This window comes from Bacillus sp. JCM 19034 (assembly GCF_001310635.1).
Lineage (GTDB): Bacteria > Bacillota > Bacilli > Bacillales > Bacillaceae_D > Halalkalibacter.
Genome location: NZ_BAXR01000012.1, coordinates 13,321 through 30,724, shown reverse-complemented (window position 1 = coordinate 30,724; position 17,404 = coordinate 13,321). Strand labels below are relative to the sequence as shown.

Annotated in this window: 10 protein-coding genes and 4 pseudogenes; 13 read left to right on the top strand and 1 reads right to left on the bottom strand. The window is 38.0% G+C overall.

What is annotated here, in order from left to right:
* Positions 1 to 250 precede the first annotated feature (250 nt).
* The 4 genes and pseudogenes from JCM19034_RS14930 to JCM19034_RS14915 all read left to right on the top strand — a co-directional run bounded on the left by JCM19034_RS14930 (position 251) and on the right by JCM19034_RS14915 (position 4,006).
* Entirely contained in the window at positions 251 to 1,177 is a 927-nt protein-coding gene (locus tag JCM19034_RS14930) for a PhnD/SsuA/transferrin family substrate-binding protein (protein WP_062050974.1), read from the top strand.
* 52 nt (positions 1,178 to 1,229) lie between these two features.
* Positions 1,230 to 1,961, top strand: a pseudogene (phnC, locus tag JCM19034_RS14925) (phosphonate ABC transporter ATP-binding protein); the annotation flags it as partial.
* Positions 1,958 to 2,767 (top strand): phosphonate ABC transporter, permease protein PhnE, encoded by an 810-nt coding sequence (gene phnE, locus JCM19034_RS14920; RefSeq protein ID WP_062050972.1) that lies wholly within the window; start codon positions 1,958 to 1,960, stop codon positions 2,765 to 2,767. The pseudogene phnC and the gene phnE, both read left to right, overlap by 4 nt.
* 78 nt (positions 2,768 to 2,845) lie before the next feature.
* Positions 2,846 to 4,006 carry an alpha-D-ribose 1-methylphosphonate 5-triphosphate diphosphatase gene (locus JCM19034_RS14915; protein ID WP_062050970.1) on the top strand — a complete coding sequence of 387 codons (1,161 nt, stop codon included), beginning with the start codon at positions 2,846 to 2,848 and terminating at the stop codon, positions 4,004 to 4,006.
* A gap of 69 nt (positions 4,007 to 4,075) precedes the next feature.
* Here JCM19034_RS14915 and JCM19034_RS14910 read toward each other — a convergent pair whose 3' ends face one another.
* The gene (locus JCM19034_RS14910; RefSeq protein WP_062050968.1) at positions 4,076 to 4,837 is read right to left on the bottom strand and encodes a class I SAM-dependent methyltransferase; all 762 of its coding nucleotides are present in this window, start codon (positions 4,835 to 4,837) and stop codon (positions 4,076 to 4,078) included.
* A 521-nt stretch (positions 4,838 to 5,358) separates the two neighbouring features.
* Between JCM19034_RS14910 and JCM19034_RS14905 the strand changes: the two are divergent.
* From JCM19034_RS14905 to JCM19034_RS14865, 9 genes and pseudogenes are all read left to right on the top strand, one after another.
* Positions 5,359 to 5,654, top strand: a pseudogene (locus JCM19034_RS14905) (WXG100 family type VII secretion target).
* A 199-nt stretch (positions 5,655 to 5,853) separates the two neighbouring features.
* Complete coding sequence (esaA, locus tag JCM19034_RS14900; RefSeq protein ID WP_062050964.1) at positions 5,854 to 9,327, top strand: type VII secretion protein EsaA; 3,474 nt, start codon at positions 5,854 to 5,856, stop codon at positions 9,325 to 9,327.
* The gene (essA, locus tag JCM19034_RS14895; protein ID WP_062050962.1) at positions 9,302 to 9,802 is read left to right on the top strand and encodes a type VII secretion protein EssA; all 501 of its coding nucleotides are present in this window, start codon (positions 9,302 to 9,304) and stop codon (positions 9,800 to 9,802) included. Before esaA ends, essA begins: the two co-directional genes overlap by 26 nt.
* An 11-nt stretch (positions 9,803 to 9,813) precedes the next feature.
* Complete coding sequence (locus JCM19034_RS14890; protein ID WP_062050960.1) at positions 9,814 to 10,065, top strand: EsaB/YukD family protein; 252 nt, start codon at positions 9,814 to 9,816, stop codon at positions 10,063 to 10,065.
* A 44-nt stretch (positions 10,066 to 10,109) separates the two neighbouring features.
* Positions 10,110 to 11,404 (top strand): annotated as a pseudogene (gene essB, locus JCM19034_RS14885) (type VII secretion protein EssB).
* 71 nt (positions 11,405 to 11,475) lie between these two features.
* A pseudogene (essC, locus tag JCM19034_RS14880) lies at positions 11,476 to 15,934 on the top strand (type VII secretion protein EssC).
* 12 nt (positions 15,935 to 15,946) lie between these two features.
* The gene (locus tag JCM19034_RS14875; protein WP_062050959.1) at positions 15,947 to 16,369 is read left to right on the top strand and encodes a DUF5082 family protein; all 423 of its coding nucleotides are present in this window, start codon (positions 15,947 to 15,949) and stop codon (positions 16,367 to 16,369) included.
* Positions 16,370 to 16,374: 5 nt separating this feature from the next.
* Positions 16,375 to 16,683 carry a TIGR04197 family type VII secretion effector gene (locus tag JCM19034_RS14870; RefSeq protein ID WP_062050957.1) on the top strand — a complete coding sequence of 103 codons (309 nt, stop codon included), beginning with the start codon at positions 16,375 to 16,377 and terminating at the stop codon, positions 16,681 to 16,683.
* Between the two features lie 17 nt (positions 16,684 to 16,700).
* Entirely contained in the window at positions 16,701 to 17,198 is a 498-nt protein-coding gene (locus JCM19034_RS14865) for a T7SS effector LXG polymorphic toxin (protein ID WP_062050955.1), read from the top strand.
* Positions 17,199 to 17,404 lie beyond the last annotated feature (206 nt).

Sequence of the window (17,404 nt, the reverse complement as noted above, 5' to 3'; positions counted from 1 at the left end):
TGAATAAAAGTAGTCATTGCAAAAGCAGCATAGCCTCTCGCAAGTTAATTAGCTTGTGAGGGGCTTTAATGTGTTTATATCGTTTAAACATTTGTTACTAGCACGCGGAATGGTTTCGTTCATTATTGATTAAATGGAAAATACCTTTAAAAAATCTTAACAACTCTTTTACTTTATATCCAAATACGGTTAATACTACTCCCTTATACTTGGACAAGTAAGAAAAATACACCTACGCGGGGGGACTCATATGAAAAAGATAAAAGTAATTCTAGCCTTAATGTTTGTAGCTCTTTTATTAGTAGCCTGTGGTGAGTCAGCTTCTAACGAACCTGAGAAAGATAATGAGCAAGAAGATAATGCTTCTAGTGAAGAAACAGGTAGTAGAGAAGATTGGCCAGACAAAATTCGCTTTGCAGATACTGGCGTTGAGGGAATGGAAGAATTACAACGTGAATTTGGTCCGTTCAAAGATGCATTAGAAGAAGTTCTTGATATAGAGGTTGAATTCTTTGCTGTAACTGACCGTATTATCGGTGCTACTGCCCTAGAATATGATCAGGTTGATATGTTATTAGCTGGACCATCTGAATACGCACAAATTAGGGCTGTCGTACCAGAAGCAGAGCCAATTATCGGCATTGAGCGTTCTGAATACAGTGCAGCGATTATCGTTCATGAGGATAGTGATTATCATACTCTTGAAGATATTAAAGGCACATCTATTGCTATGAAGGATGCTGGTTCAACAAGTGGTCACATTGGACCGAGCCAAATTTTAATTGAAGCTGGATTTGATTTGGATCGTGATGTTGATATTAAGCTATTAGACGGAGCTCGAATTGAAGCATTTAAAAACCACGAAGTTGACGTACTAGCTACTGGTATTAAAGATTATCATCAAATTGTTGAAGAAGATGGCGAAGGGAAATATCGTTTATTAGTCGAAGGACCACCATTACCGAATGATGTATTTGTTGTCGGTCCCAATTTGCCTGCTGATTTTGTGAAAGCTGTTCAAGAGGCTATTCTTGAAAATCAGAATAAGATAATCGAGTCAATTACCATTACTGGTGAAAATGATAAATATTTAGAAGCACGATTTGTTGAAGCACAAGATTCAGATTATGATTCAATGCGTGAAGCCTATCGCGTGCTTGGGCTAGAGTTGGAATAGGAGGGAATTCTGTGATTTCTCTTTCTGTACAAGGAGTTAAAAAACATTCTCGGATGGGACAACTGCATTAAATAATATCAACTTTGATGTACAGAACGGTGAAGGGGTTGTTTTGCTGGGCCACAATGGGTCGGGTAAATCGACCCTTTTCCGTTGTATAAGCAGTTTTGAATCACCTACAGAAGGTAAGATTTTATTTAACAATCAAGATTTAACGAAATTAAATAAACGTCAACTACGTCCGGTACGTAAAAGGATCGGAATGGTCTTTCAGCATTTTCATCTTATTCATAATTTAACTGTGTTTCAAAATGTATTATTCGGTGCGTTAGGGAGTGTAAGAACTCCTTTTGAGACCTTTGCTCCATTTGCGACAAAGCAATTAAGGATGGAAGCAATGTATTGCCTTGAACGTGTTGGGCTTTCTCATCTAGCGAAGCGGCGAGCGGATCAATTATCTGGCGGGCAACAACAGCGAGTGGCGATTGCCCGAATGCTAATGCAAAAGCCTGAAATGGTTCTTGCGGATGAGCCTATTGCTAGTTTAGATCCGAAGGCAGGTCGTGAAGTGATGGATTTACTATGGGAAGTAACGAGAGAACGGAAATTAACAGTCATTTGCATCCTTCATCAAATGGATATTGCCCTTGAATATGGTGAAAGAATTATAGCATTGAAAAAAGGATTGAAAGTGATAGATAAACCAGTAGGTGAAATTGCTCCTTCTGAACTTAACGATCTTTATAATCATGATAACGGACAAGCAGAGGAGGGAGAAAAATGAAAAACAGAGAACAAGAGAAATATTATGAACATATGCCATCACGTTTTCAGAAGCCATCTCTCCTAGCTTGGGTTGGATGGGTTGCCTTTTTCGCTCTTTTTATTGCAGGATTAAAACAAGGGGATGTTTCTTTTGAGCGGCTGATTACAGGGTCCGGAAATATGTTCAAATTTATAATGGGTGCTTTTCCACCAGATCCAAGCAGGCTAAGTTCCATATCCGTGGCAATGTATGAAACCTTTCAGATTGCTCTTGTTGGAACAGTATTTGGTGTGATATTGAGTTTGCCTATAGCTATTCTTGCTTCTAGAAATACAACGATTCATCCAATGGTTAGTTATATAACAAAGGGTATTGTTTCAACTTTAAGAACGATTCCTGATTTAGTATGGGCACTTATTTTTGTTATTTCGGTCGGACTTGGACCGTTAGCGGGTATATTAACGATTACGCTTGATACGATTGGTTTTTGTGCACGTTTTTTTTCTGAACGTATTGAAGAAATTGATAAGGGGCCATCGGAAGCTTTGGAATCTACAGGCTCTTCACGTTTAGGCGTCATTATGGGTTCCATCATTCCAATTGGTTTTCCATCGTTTGTTGGGACAAGTTTATTCAGTATTGAAAAAGCAATTCGGTCCGCTGTTGTTCTTGGACTAGTTGGTGCAGGGGGGATAGGAGTTGAACTATCGACTTCAATGACATTAAGACGCTTTGATGAGGCGTTAATGATTATTATCCTCATCCTTATCGTTGTAATAACGGTTGAACAAATTTCGTCAACGGTTAGAAAAAAGGTGATATAAGAATCAAGAGAGGTAGGATGTTCCCTACTTCTTTTCTATGTAAGCACATTTAGATATGAGTAGAATGGTGGTTAAGTGATGAATACGATACGAATCTTTAATGGGAATATCGTTACTCCAAATGAAATACTCGTAGGTGGTACGATTACGATTAAGAATGGATCCATCGTTAATATACAATCTGGTTCGGTAAACGACCCGCAACCTTTCGATATTGATGCGACAAATAAGTGGGTCTTACCTGGATTAATAGACTCACATAGTGATGCGATTGAACAAGAGGTAGAGCCTAGGCCAACAAGTATAATGCCATTACCGTTCGCGTTTACCCAATTAGAAAGGCAATTAATAGGACATGGAATAACTACGATGTATCATTCTCTAAGCATGTATTATTCCTTAGCTGAAGGGAATTGGATTCGTCAGAATGAGAACCTCGAGAAAGTTATCGAGTTCATACATGATTATCGAAAAGAGGCTACGTTGTTACGTCATAAAGTCCATTTGCGTTATGAAATGAGAAATAAGAAAGGATTACGTACTGTCGAAAAACTATTAGTAAACAATATGATTGATCAGCTTTCCTTTATGGATCATACACCGGGAAAGGGAGCTTGGATGAACATTGACGTACAAAGAGAAAAAATAATGAAACGTTTAAATTATACGAAAGAACAAGCAAATCAGCATATGAAAGAACTAAAAGGAAATGATTCATTTCAAATGGAAGAGTTTGAATGGCTTGCCGAATTAGCGTTTGAAAAGGGTGTACCAGTAGCTTCTCATGATGATTCATCAATAGAAACACTGGATATTATGGGAAAATGGAAGGGGCGAATTAGCGAGTTCCCAATCAATTTGCCTATAGCAAAAGCGGCTAAATCAAGACAATTATCCGTTGTAATGGGAGCTCCTAATTTACTGTTAGGAAGATCTCATAATGATAACCTTTCCACCCTTCATGCAATTGAGGAGGGAGTTGTGGATATGTTGTGCTCAGATTATTACCCTAGCTCCTTGTTACAAGGTTTGTTTTTATTGAAAAATAAGGGATTTGACTTCGTTGAAATTGTTAAGCTAGCAACATTAAATCCGGCAAAAGCATTACAAATCGATAAATACTTAGGGTCTATTGAACAAAATAAGTTAGCTGATCTTTTAATCATTTCTGAAAAGGATGGCCTTCCTATTCTTGAAAAAGTCTTTGTTGATGGAAGACTTAATTATCAGGTGAATTAAACAAGCTATTATTAGAAAAGATTTCATCTCCCTCTTAGGCGTTAGACGCATTAGAGGGAGATTATTTATTTAGCTCTTATTCACAGTAGCCTCAAACGTAATGATCTGGCTAGAATTAGAGGGGTATTGTCCGAACTTGTAATCTGCTGTGATGATAATATCTTTAAACCCGATTTGTTCAAGAATCATTTTAAATTCCTCAACTCCATACCAACGAAGTGGGAATCGTTCTAATTCAGTCTGAATGAGTGTACCGTTTTGCCATTTTTCATAGCGATTATGAGAGATAGTGTATTGGTTAATATAATCAATCTCAACCTTTTTTTGTTCTAGCGTAATCAAATCCCCATTCTTTGTCTCCAAAGCTTTTGTGGATACAGATCCAATTGATAAGTCAGTTTGTAAGAAAATATCTAATATGAGCTTACCTTGATGAGAGAGATGTTGATAGAAATTGTTTAAAGCTTTAATAGAGTCTTCTCGTTTATGCAGTAGTAAGAAGGTTCCTGTAGGTACTATAATAGCTTCATACATAGTAGGTAGTGAAAAGGACTCCATTCTCTCTTGAAATAGCGTCGGGGTAAGCCCTCTCGTTTCACAGTTATGACGGCAGATGGATAACATCTCTTGTGACACATCAAAGCCGTCTACTTTCAAGCCTTCCTCAAGAAGAGGAATTAGAATACGCCCAGTTCCGACACCTGGTTCAAGGATGTTTCCTTTACAAGTAGATAATCTCTCACTATAAAACTCAGCATCTCCAAACGAATGGCCAATAGGTTTATCAAGATCGTATACTTCAGAAGAAAGTTTGTGATAATAACTGAACATCTTTCGTATCCTCACTTTCAAAATACTTATTGTAAGCCCTGTCAAAGAGTATTATACCATCTTATGAATGGAGCTAGAAAATGATTCTATATAACTAGTTTTTTTATTGCGGGGAGAAATTTAAGTATCGAATGGTTCTAAATAGAAATAGTTAATAGGACTATAGAACTTACAGTAGGTAACAGAATATATATCATACTTCCTGCATTAAACAAATAATTCACCTAAAAAACGAAGATTATAGACTCGTATTGTGTTTTTCGACAAGTACACTCTACTTCTAGAAATGATATGTCTATATTCTGAAAAAGTATGGGTATAAAGGAATGTATATGCGATAGAGCATAGGAGTAATGACTAGAGTATCAGTTCAAATTAATGATTTTTTTCAATGTTTACCAGTCTTGTTGACATGTGTCGTTTGCCAACATTACCATTAAATAGGCTAAGCGAAAAGAAATGCTTACTTTTACCTTAGCTTTCTTTTATCCTAATTAACATAAAGAAGGAGATGAGTATTCATGGCAGGCCAAATTAAAATGACTCCTGATCAACTACAAGCAAAGGCTAAACGTTATGGACAAGGGTCACAGCAAATTACACAAGTTTTAGGAAACCTTTCGAACTTACAAGATGAGTTAAGAAGTGAGTGGGAAGGACGTGCGTTTGAACGCTTTGATGATCAATTTAGAGATTTAAGCAAACGTACAGAAGCGTTTGCTGAATTGCTTCTCGAAATTCAACATCAGTTAGAGAAAACAGCTGAGGCTGTTGCACAACAGGATGAGGCTCTTTCTCAAATTTTGGTCTTAGATAAGAAGGCTAACGAGGTAAGTAGCTTAGAGCTACATGACTGAGTATGAGCTACATGACTAAATGTTGTGTAGCTCATACTCATTATGAAGTAATTTTGCCAGGATAAGGCAATTAAGGGTAACTCTTAATAACATTTAATTATTTGCCATTATATTGATTATAGATCTTTTAATTACGAAGAAACTGTGGGAGAGAATAGGATGAAAAGAATAGAAATTCGGTTAATCGTCTTCCTTATATTAGTTCTTGTACTATCTGTTGGGTTGTCTTATATCGCACTTAACCAAGTCACGAAGACAAATAATGTTAATACCGGACACCGAATGACGATTGCATTAGTTAATGAGGATGAAGGTGCGATTTTTAATAATGAACAACTAGCTTTCGGAGATGCGTTTGTTCGTAGTGTTGATCATGATTCAAACCATGACTGGTTTGTCGTCAGTCGAGGTGTAGCGGAAAGTGGGCTGGAGAGGCAAACATATGACATGATGATTGTCATCCCGAACGATTTTTCTGCTAAGGCACTCTCAATGGATGCCGTTTCACCAGAGCCCGTTACATTAAACTATAAAATTAATGCTTCAGAAAATGATGAAATTCGAGCAGAGGCCGAAAGAGCAGCAAGTGATATATTAAATGACTTTAATCGTCGAGTCATTGATGTTTATTTTGCTAGTGTGATTGGCAATTTACACGATGCTCAGGATCATATTAGCTATATTATTGATGAACAGGCTAAATATACAAATACATATAATAGTAATATTTCGAATCCACTATCTAATTTTACGAACCAGTTTAATACAGTCAAGGACTTTACAGATGTATCAAAAGGAAGCTTTAGTAGTTTAGAGGAAACACTGGAGTCCTTTACGGATCGTTTGACGGAGGAAGTAGAATTAGGTCAAAGCTTTGTATCAAATGTTGATGATGTAGCTAATTTAACAGAAACGAACCATTCTTTATCACAAGGGTTTTATGAATCATTAAATCAATTTAATACTACGGTCAATGATGTGGAAACCCAAAGACAGCTCGATCAGCTTGTTAGTGCTAATGAGCGAATTAATAATCAGTTCCAACTCCAAGAAGATCGTTCAACGATTATTTCCGATGCTGCTCTTTTACGTGAATATTTTGAGCGAGCAAATGAGCAAGTAAGTCATTTGGAGAAGAATTTAGAAGAAACGCTCCAATCGAATATGGAAAGTACCGTATCAAAAAGATTGTCAGGAATCTTTACGAATGCGTTTGAAAATGAGTTAACAAGCTTAAATTCGTTATTTAGGCGGCCTGATGGCAATATGCTTCGTACGATTGAAAAACATATTAATCAATTACCATCCTTACGTATGCGAGATATTGATCAATCTGGCTTATCTGAACAGATGGAATTAGAATTAACAAACGTCATCGCGACAGCAAGAAAATATAGTCGCGAATATGGTTTCACACCTGATGAACTTGACAATAGTGATCTATTATCGATTCAAATTCAGGAAATTAAAAACCGCTTAGCTGAAACGGGTGTGGTAATGACCAACTCTGTTCAATTACCGGCTAATGAAAAGTCGGGGCAAACCTTCACTTTATCTATACCGAATGAATATGAGTTAAATAGATTGTGGTTAACGTTACCTGATTCAGATGAAGTGAATTACACGGATGTGTATAAAGAAAACGGTGAAGTGAACTTGCCAGCTAATGACGAAGGTGTCTTTACTGTTCGCATCCAACTGCAGTTGAAAAATCCAAATAGTGATATAGATGTATTTCAACCTGCATCTTGGAGCTGGGAAATGCTTCAAGAAGATATAACAGATGTGGATCATATAGAAGAAGATTCAGGGTATGAGGTTTCTCTTGCTCCTCTACTTGCCAATACGGTTACTGAAGGAACTGATAAAAAGGAATTAAATGAAGAGCAGACAGGGGAAGACGGAACAAACGTTGAAGAAGAGAATAGAGGCCGTGAGGATGATGAAGATACTGATAAAGAAAGACGAGAAGAAGACCAAGACCAACCTGATGAAGAGGGTGTAGAGGAGGAAAAGGAATCTGAAGAAAAGGGAGGATCTGAAGATTCAGAAGAGCCCGATCAGCTAGATGAGGAAAATAACGATGATGATGGTAATGATGGTAATGATGATGGTAGCGAGGAAGAACCCGAACCAATTATCGAAAAAGTGACGGTCATTAATAATTATATTTATCATCAAGTGATGTCACCGCTTTTAGACGATGGTACGCAAGCTCTTATTCATGCAGCTGAGCATACAATTAGTGACTATAAAAAACTCGCAGCTTTGTTCGAAGTTTATTTTGGTTTAAATATGAGTTCACCTGATTTAAGAGATTCCTTTGTAGAGAACCGCTTATCAGAACTGGCAACAGAGACGTCTTTATACTATCTTTTCAATGTTCAAGAATTAGATACATTGATTACGAACTATGTTGTCGAACGAGTAACATCTGGTGTCACACAGGAAATTCGAGAGCCAATCGCACGGCTATACGAGCAAGTGAGACTATATCATGGCATGTCAAGCCAGGCAGAGGATCGAATGGACCAACTAATTGAAAAGTTAGTTTCTACAACAGAAGAGGCACAGGTGATGAATCAGAGCCTCACTGAAGTGTTAGAGGATGTTATGGAATGGCGTGACCGCAGCATGACGCTAATTGATGAAAAATCTGATGTGCTAGATGCTAATCATGAGGAACAACAGGCGATTATGGCATTAAGCTCTGATTTTATGCCACTATTATCAACAAGCGAATCTCTTGCTGATCAAGCACAAAGCAATTTTTATTCGGCAGAGAATGTTTATCAAACGTTTGAAGAAATTAATAATCAAGCAACAACCATCCAAGAAAGTGGAAATAACCTAATTAACCAGGCAGAAGAGCTTTCTACAAATCTGACGGATAAATTAATAGAGGATGAAAAGTTTGTTGAGAACTTTACTGAGGTCCTGGCAAATAGTCGAATTGGTGAAAGACAGAATGAGGACCTATTAGAATTCTTATCTAGTCCGGTCCAAACGAAAAATGATGGAGTTATCGTTGCTGATGACACATTCACACCGTATTTTATTGTGTTAACTGCCTTTATTGTTGCCCTTTTTACTGCACATGTGATTGCAACTAATTACCAACGTCGTCGTATAGATAAGGATGAATTTGAAGGGGAAAGAACGATATTCTCGCAAAATACACCAATTACGATCATTACAGCTGGTATCGGACTCATTGAAGGTGCAGCGATTGGAGTTATATCTAGTTACACTTTAGGGTTGGAAGGGTCAAATTTAATGTTATGGACACTCCTGTTAACGATTATAGTTGTGACGATCTTACTCTTTGCGACATATCTAATACGGCAATTGAACATGATAGGGATGTTCTTGTTACTAACGGTATTTGCTATGTATTTGTTCTTTACAAGAGCATTAGGTTCCGTTTCTAGTAGTGGTTTACGTGCATATTCACCTTTGCAATATGTAGAAAATATGTTAGTTAGTGCCTTTAATGAATCAATTAATTATCAAGCGACCTTCTTTATATTATTTGTACTATGTCTACTAGCTATTCTGCTTAATTTGTTAGTGTACAAGCGTTCAACAAAAAGTGAGGCGATGGACGATGAAGAGGTTTCAAAAGCTAGTTAAAATTGTATTCTGTTTGTTAATGGTTAGTTTATTCTTACCAACGTTCGCGGTACAGGCTGATGAAGAGTCCAGTAATACAGAAAGAGGAAGATTAAACATGGATCTTGATCGAATAAGTGGAGGTAATCGTGGTGGGGAACAGGTGAACAAGGAAACCGAGCTCGAGAGGACCTTTCCGGAATTGTTCAGAGAAGAGACGAAGGAGACCATTGTTAAAAAGCAACTTGAACAAGCAGAGTGGTTTGAGGAGATTCAACAATCTATTTTTGAAATGGAAAGTCAATCAGATACAACAGTCGCACATGTTTTAGAATCTCTGTTTACAGACAGTTATACGGCTCCATCATCTGATAGTCGAATAAATGAAGAAGAGTTTAGTGAGGGCGCGAGTAACGTCCTCCTTTTCTCCATTATAGGATTAGTCACTTTGGTTGGTGGCTTCGTATTTATGATGATGCGACAAGTTATGGATTAGGAGAGTCGATGATGGCAAAGTCAACACATATTAATGTAACGATTGATTTTCAATATTGGGATGGAGGCGTATATGACCTGCGCATTCCAGTTCAAGTAACGGCAAAGCAATTATTGTTAAGTGTCTCCGATACGCTACATATCCAGCAGACAGATTCTTCTCAATACGCCATTAGAGTGTTAACGAAAAAGTTGTTAATTACGGATGATGATATCGTAAGTCATTATCCAATTACAGATGGTGATATTTTACAAGTCTTATAGGCTAGCGTGCATGGCCTGTTTAAAAGATGAAGGAGTAAAACGTTATGAAGGAAAAAAAGATTCAGTTGGATTCGCTCACTCTTCATTTTCAAATAGAAGATGAACAGTGGAGTACAGAATTAGCAAAATCGCAAACGAAGGTAAAGGATATTCAACAAATGGGACTAATCACTTCACCTTCAGAATACTTTTTGCCTGTTTCGTTAGAAGAGCAAGAGGATCTTTTTAGGTTTACGTTTGAGGTGAAAGAGGAAAAAAAGAAGTGGAATGATATAAAGAATCTCAAACGAAATGAGAAATTGCGGTTGCTTTGGAATTTAGCAAAGCTAAAGCCTTACTTATCAACTAGGACGACGTTTTTCTACATCCTGATAATGTCGTTTTTGATGACAATTTAATGCCATCAATCATGTATCGTGGGATTCGTCAATTGTTACCACCTTATGAGGGTAAGGAAAAAGAATTTCTCCTACAATATAAATGTTTTATCCTCGCTTTATTTTCTAAGCAGTATACGTTTGATGATTTGTACAATGGCTCGCTAAAAAAGGTTAAAGAGTCCGAGTTTGAAAGGCATATTCAAGAGATAGATAGCTTAGAAGAATTAATTACATATATTCAAAAGTGCTACCGCAAAGAACAACAAAAAGTGGAAAAAACAATGACTACCGTACCGATTAAACGATTTCGCTTATTTAAGCAGCTATCGATTATTATGATCACATTGTCAATCGTTTTGGCAGTTCCGTTGTTTTATTACATGTTTGTGAAAGATCCTTATCAGGATAAATTATTAACGGCACATGGTGAATTCCTGTCTTCTGATTACAGTGGGGTTATTTCAACGCTTCGCAGAGAAGACCCTGAGCGATTGCCATATCGAACAAAATATATTTTATCGTATTCATATATCCAAGTTGAGAGTTTATCAAATCGAGAAAAAGAAGCGATAATGAGAAATGTTAGCTTGCGTAGTGATGAGAATTATTTGCTCTATTGGATTTTAAATGGACGTGGTAATTTTGAGGAGTCAATTGAGAAGGCGATGTTTATCGATGATCCACAATTAATTATGTACGGACTCATAAAGCAGTTAGAACAAGTCCGTAATGACCCGCAATTAAGTGGATCGGAGCGTGATGAGGAAGTACGAAGATTGCAAGATGAATTGAATCGCTATCGGGAAGATTACATGGAAGTTGAGGACGATGGGGTTACAGATGGGGAATCACTAGAGGAAGAGACAGTAGAAGGAGAGGACGTCGAACAAGAGCAAGATGAAGAAGTAGATGAAGAAGCAGAAGTGGATGAAGATGATGAAGATGAAGACGAAGAATAAGAGGAAGAGAATCGTCGTAATGTGATCTAGTAAGTCACGCAAACGTGGTTGACTGAGAGAGGAAGAGAATCATGGCACAAACAAGACTATTAATTCTTTTTGATAGGCAGCTACACAAATGCTTTTTACCTGAAGGTGTAGTAAAAGAAATTACGGTAAGTGACGATTGGTCTGATACGGTAACGTTTACGGGCTTAACGACATCATTTGTCCTAAATTGGGATGGCGAAACCTGTGTTCTTGATGGGGAAGCTCTGTTGCCCTATCAACGAGTACGTTTACCAGTAGGATCTACGGAAATTGAGTTTCTTGTTATAGAAGAGGAAGAAGTCGTTGTTTATGATTTAGCTGGTGTTTCAACTGTGACGTACGGTAATAGTGAACATCACGATATTCAGCTTCAATCAACGAAGGCTGATTTTTCACTCATACGACAGCCTGAAAATCAGTTATTCCAATTAATAGTTAATAATGGTGATGTTTATCATAATAATGTATGTAAGAACCATGTTCAAACAATTGAACCGGGGGATCAAATATACGTTGATGGGCTCATAATTACGATAAACGCTGAAGATATGGAGGTTATTGGTGATCAAGGGAAGCTCTCCTCCAAGTTAGCGAAATTGGTGGAACGTGACACGTATTATAGTGAGGAATATCCAGATTATCATCGTTCTCCACGTGTTATTTATCGTGAACCAACAAAAAAACAGACGATTGCTAAACCACCATATAAACCGTCAAAACCGAGTGAGCAGCTAGGGCGTACGATTGTCCCTCCACTTGTTATGATTGCGGCGTTTGTATTATTAACGATCTTTCAGCCACGAGGAATATACATTGTCGTCATGCTTGCGATGACGGTCACAACCATTTTAATTGCAATCATTTATTATGTTAAAAATCTTAAGCAATATAAGGTAGAAACGAAAGAACGGTTAGAGAGCTATAGAGAGTATTTACACCGAAAAACGAAAGAGCTTTATCGAATAAGTGAGGAACAAAGACACTCATTACAATATCACTTTCCAAATATTGAACAAATTAGAGATATGGCAGTACGAGTTGATGCAAGAATTTATGAGAAAACGATGTTTCATCATGATTTTCTTCAGTATCGTACAGGGCTTGGTACGGCAGAGAGAAGCTTTGAGATTGACTTCAATGAAGAAGAATTCACTCAAGAAAAGGATGAATTAGTTGATGAAGCACGGGAACTTTTGAATGAGCATGAAGATCTTCATAACGTACCTGTCGTGGCATCTTTAATGAAGGGACCTGTTGGTTACATCGGTCAACGACACCTCGTTTTAGAGCAGCTACAGTTGCTAGTGATGCAAATCGCACTATTTCAAAGCTATCATGATGTTCAGTTTATAACGGTATTCCCGGAAGAGGAAAAAGAGGAATGGAATTGGATGAGATGGCTTCCTCATGCAAGCATACGTGATGTCAATGTAAGAGGATTCGTCTATCATGAGCGTTCGCGAGATCAAGTACTGTATTCCATGTATCAAATATTGAAAGAACGAAAGCAAGTGAATTGATGAAAAAGGAAAAACGAATGAAAAAACGTACTTTTTTCCGCATTATGTTGTCCTCATTACAGACGAAAAGCTGATTCTAGATCATACGATTATGGAGTTTTTCAATGAGGACCCACGTGAGCTAGGTGTTTCTCTCGTGTTCGTTCAAGATGTGATGCACTCATTACCTGAACATGTAAAGACAGTTATTGATATAAGAGATTCTAAGACAGGCAACATCATCTTAGAAGAAGGAGAGCTTGTTAATCGCTCCTTTGTTCCTGATCACTTCCCATTAACCTTTGAAAAGGAGGAAGTGTCTCGTGCCCTCGCACCGATCAATCATTTACAAAGCTTAAAAAATTCGATTCCAGAAAGTGTGACGTTCCTTGAGATGTATGGAGTAGAACGAGTCGAGGAATTAAGCATTTCGACTAGATGGCGGGTAAATGAAACATACAAGAGTTTAGCGGTTCCACTCGGATTACGTGGGAAAGATGACATTGTTCAGCTGAACCTCCATGAAAAGGCACATGGTCCCCACGGGCTTGTTGCTGGTACGACAGGGTCAGGTAAGTCGGAAATTATACAGTCCTATATTTTATCCCTAAGTGTTAACTTCCATCCATATGAGGTTGCCTTTTTATTAATTGACTATAAAGGTGGAGGGATGGCGAATTTATTTAAGAAACTACCGCATTTAGTTGGGACGATTACGAACTTGGATCGTAGTCAATCAATGCGGGCCTTAGCTTCAATTAAAGCAGAGCTGCAAAAGAGGCAGCGTCTTTTTGGTGAAAATGATGTCAATCATATTAACCAATATCAGAAGCTTTACAAGCAAGGAAAAGTAGAAGAACCAATGCCTCATTTATTTTTAATTTCTGATGAGTTCGCTGAGTTAAAATCAGAGCAGCCTGATTTTATGAAAGAGCTTGTCTCTACTGCAAGGATTGGACGTTCACTTGGCATTCATCTAATTTTGGCGACGCAAAAGCCGAGTGGGGTTGTTGATGATCAAATTTGGTCGAACTCGAAATTTAAGCTTGCGTTGAAAGTGCAAAATGCAAGTGATTCAAATGAAATATTAAAAACCCCTGATGCAGCGGAAATTACATTGCCAGGGCGTGCCTATTTACAAGTGGGAAATAACGAAATTTATGAATTGTTCCAAAGTGCTTGGAGCGGTGCTGATTACGTTCCAGACCAAGATGACTATGAATTAGTTGATACGACTATTTATGCAATAAATGATTTAGGTCAGTATGATATTTTAACGGAAGATTTAAGTGGTTTAGGTCAGAAAGAGCAAGTTGAAAAGGTACCGACTGAGTTGGATGCCGTAATTGATCATATTAATGAATATGCGAAAGCGGAGGATATTGCACCATTGCCGCGTCCATGGTTACCACCGCTACCTGAACAGCTAACACCAAAAACATTGCACCCTATTGAATTTGAGGAAGCTTGGAAGGAAGAGAAGAAGCCATTACGGGTGACAATTGGTTTACTTGATCAGCCTGAGCTTCAATCACAGAAACCATTAACATTAGACTTATCAAAGGATGGTCATATCGCTGTATTTGCGAGTCCGGGATATGGAAAGTCGACTTTCCTACAAACAATTGTGATGGATCTTGCAAGAGGGCATCATCCTGAACATTTTCACGTTTATTTACTTGATTTCGGAACGAATGGCTTGCTGCCATTAAAGGATTTACCTCATGTTGCGGATACATTCCTAGTCGATGAAATCGAAAAGATCGGAAAGCTGATTCGTCTGTTAACGACAATCATGAAAGAACGAAAGCAGCTCCTAAGTCAATATGGTGTAGCCAATTTATCGATGTATGAAAAGGCGAGTGGAGAAGTGGAACCAAATATATTATTGGTTATTGATAATTTCGATACAGTGAGAGATACGGATTTCGCAGAAGAATTTGAGAGGCTCATTACGCAAATTGCCCGTGAAGGCTCAAGTGTCGGTATTCATTTATCGATTAGTGCTGGACGACAAGGGGCTATGCGAATTCCGTTGCTTTCAAACATTAAGACACAAATTCCGCTATTCCTTATTGAAAGCTCGGAAGCCCGTTCGATTATCGGTCGAACAGACTTAGAGATTGAGGAAATCCCTGGCCGAGGGCTAGTGAAATTAGAAGAACCTGCTTTATTCCAAGCGATGCTTCCTGCTGAAGGAACAGAAGCGTTAGAAATTATTGATTCCATTCAAGAGACAGCCAAACGGATGGATGAACATTGGGAAGGAGAACGTCCAGAACCGATTCCAATGATGCCTGAAGGGGTTCTTGATTTTGAACAATTTAAACAAAGTAAGAAAGTGAAGGAGCTTGTCAGTCAGAACCAGCTGCCTCTTGGTTTGGAATTTGAGGAGGTTCAGCCTTTAGCTTTTGATCCGCAGAAATTTGGGCAATTGGTCGTTGTTAGTGACCGGAAAGAAGGTTTAAGGAGAATGAATCGTGCTATTGCGAAAAGCATGACCTTACTTTCTCGTGATTATCAACTTATGCTCATTGATTCGAGTGATAAGGAGTTAGCAGAGTTAGGCGGACAGATGAACGCATACATTTGCGAAACAGATGAGCAGCTTAAAGTGAGAAATGATTTATTAAGTGAGATAAAAATCCGGCTTGATCAAGGGTATGAGGGTGCTCCTAAATGGTTAATTCTTATATCTGATTTAGAAGATTTTTGTCAAAGAAGTGAGATCACTTCTGAGGATATGTCAACGTTCTTTGAACAAGGGGCTAAGCTCGGTCTCTACTTTATTTTAGCTGGAGATTATAGCTTTACAGGAATGAGCTTTGATCCGATTGCCAAGTACGTTCGTACACAATCTATTGTTGGTTTGATTAGTATGAGGCTAAGTGATCAAGATATATTTAAGCAAGCCTATATTGCGAAGGAAAAGTATCCAAATCCGTATGAGTGCTTTTATGCGATGGATCATCAAAATATGAAAATAAAAATCTCTGAATAGGAGGTTGAACGAATGAGTTATTTAAGTACACTACGAGCAAGAAGAAATCGAGTAACTAATCAAATCCAACATACAAGAGGTCAGCGCTCAATTGTGTCCAATGAAGTTACGAGATTACGAACGGCTTTAAATAGTTTGAATTCGGCTCTGTCTGATGTAAGATCGGCCAAGTCGAAAATTGACAGACTCTCAATCCATTCAAGCAGATGGAGAGGGACTAATGAAACGACGTTCTCTAACCGTTACTCATCATATCAAACGACTGTTACAAGCTTTATGAATAATGCCGATCACGCAAAGGATCGAATGGAGGATGATCTTCGGCGTGCTGAAGCACGAGAACAATCGCTATCATCACAAATAACTAATCTTCAGCAAACATTAAATTCAATTGATAATCAAATTAGATGGGAACGTGCTAAACAGGGGGGGTGAAACGTATGGGATCACAAGTTAGTATTAACATTGAAGTGTTCCGTGCCAATGTGGCTAATTTAAAAAGTTCATTAGCTGGATTGGAAACAAACATGAGTGTAAATAGCTTTAGTCAAACGAATATTTCGCCATTTACAGATGATGTAGAAAAATTTTCAGAGGCGTTACAACTATTAAAAAAATATAAGCAATTAATCGAAGTAGACGTCGATATTTTAAAAGAGACAGGTGAGGCTATGCGGGAAAACGACGAGCAGTTAGCTAGACAACAACATGTCCACTCAACGACAGGGCCACAACCTTTACCATATTAAGGGAGGAGGAGATGAGGATGAGTCACAAAGTAAAGCTAACCGAGGTTACTCAATTTGCGGATAAGCAATATGATGAGTCGATGAACATATTAGATGGTATAGAAGATATTAATGCAAGTATTGATCAAATTATTCAAATGGATACGTTCCAAGGTGAAACGGCAGACCAAGCAAAAGCGTATTTTAATGAATTGCACAAAGCCATTTTACAAGCATTTGCAGATCTATTCACAGCTTTATCAACGACTACGGATAACCATATCGATAACTTTCAAGCGAATGTTGATTCTGACGATTCCGCTATAGTTGAAAGCAATTATTTAGAAGACCAAGTAACGAAAATGGATGAGGATTACGACCAGTTATCACAAGTATCCAAAACCATTAGTGATATTATTCAAAGTGTCTCAGATATCACAAATGCAACAGCGCCAAGCTTAACGAATGTAAGCAACCATCAAGAAGACGCCACCGAAGTTCAACGAAATTGGATGAAACTTATGTCAGTTTGCTAGAAGTGGTAAAGAGGATATTAACAACATTAACACGATAATTGTCGAGATAGAGTCGTTAATTAATAGGATTGAGGAAAAGAGAGGTTCGGTTCAAAAGAATAGTAACTGGTTTAAAGAGGGGTTAGATTGGGCTTCCGAAAATGAATTCTGGTTACAGAGAGGGTCAGATGTAGGAGGCCAATCACGAACGGCCACTTCAAGTGCTT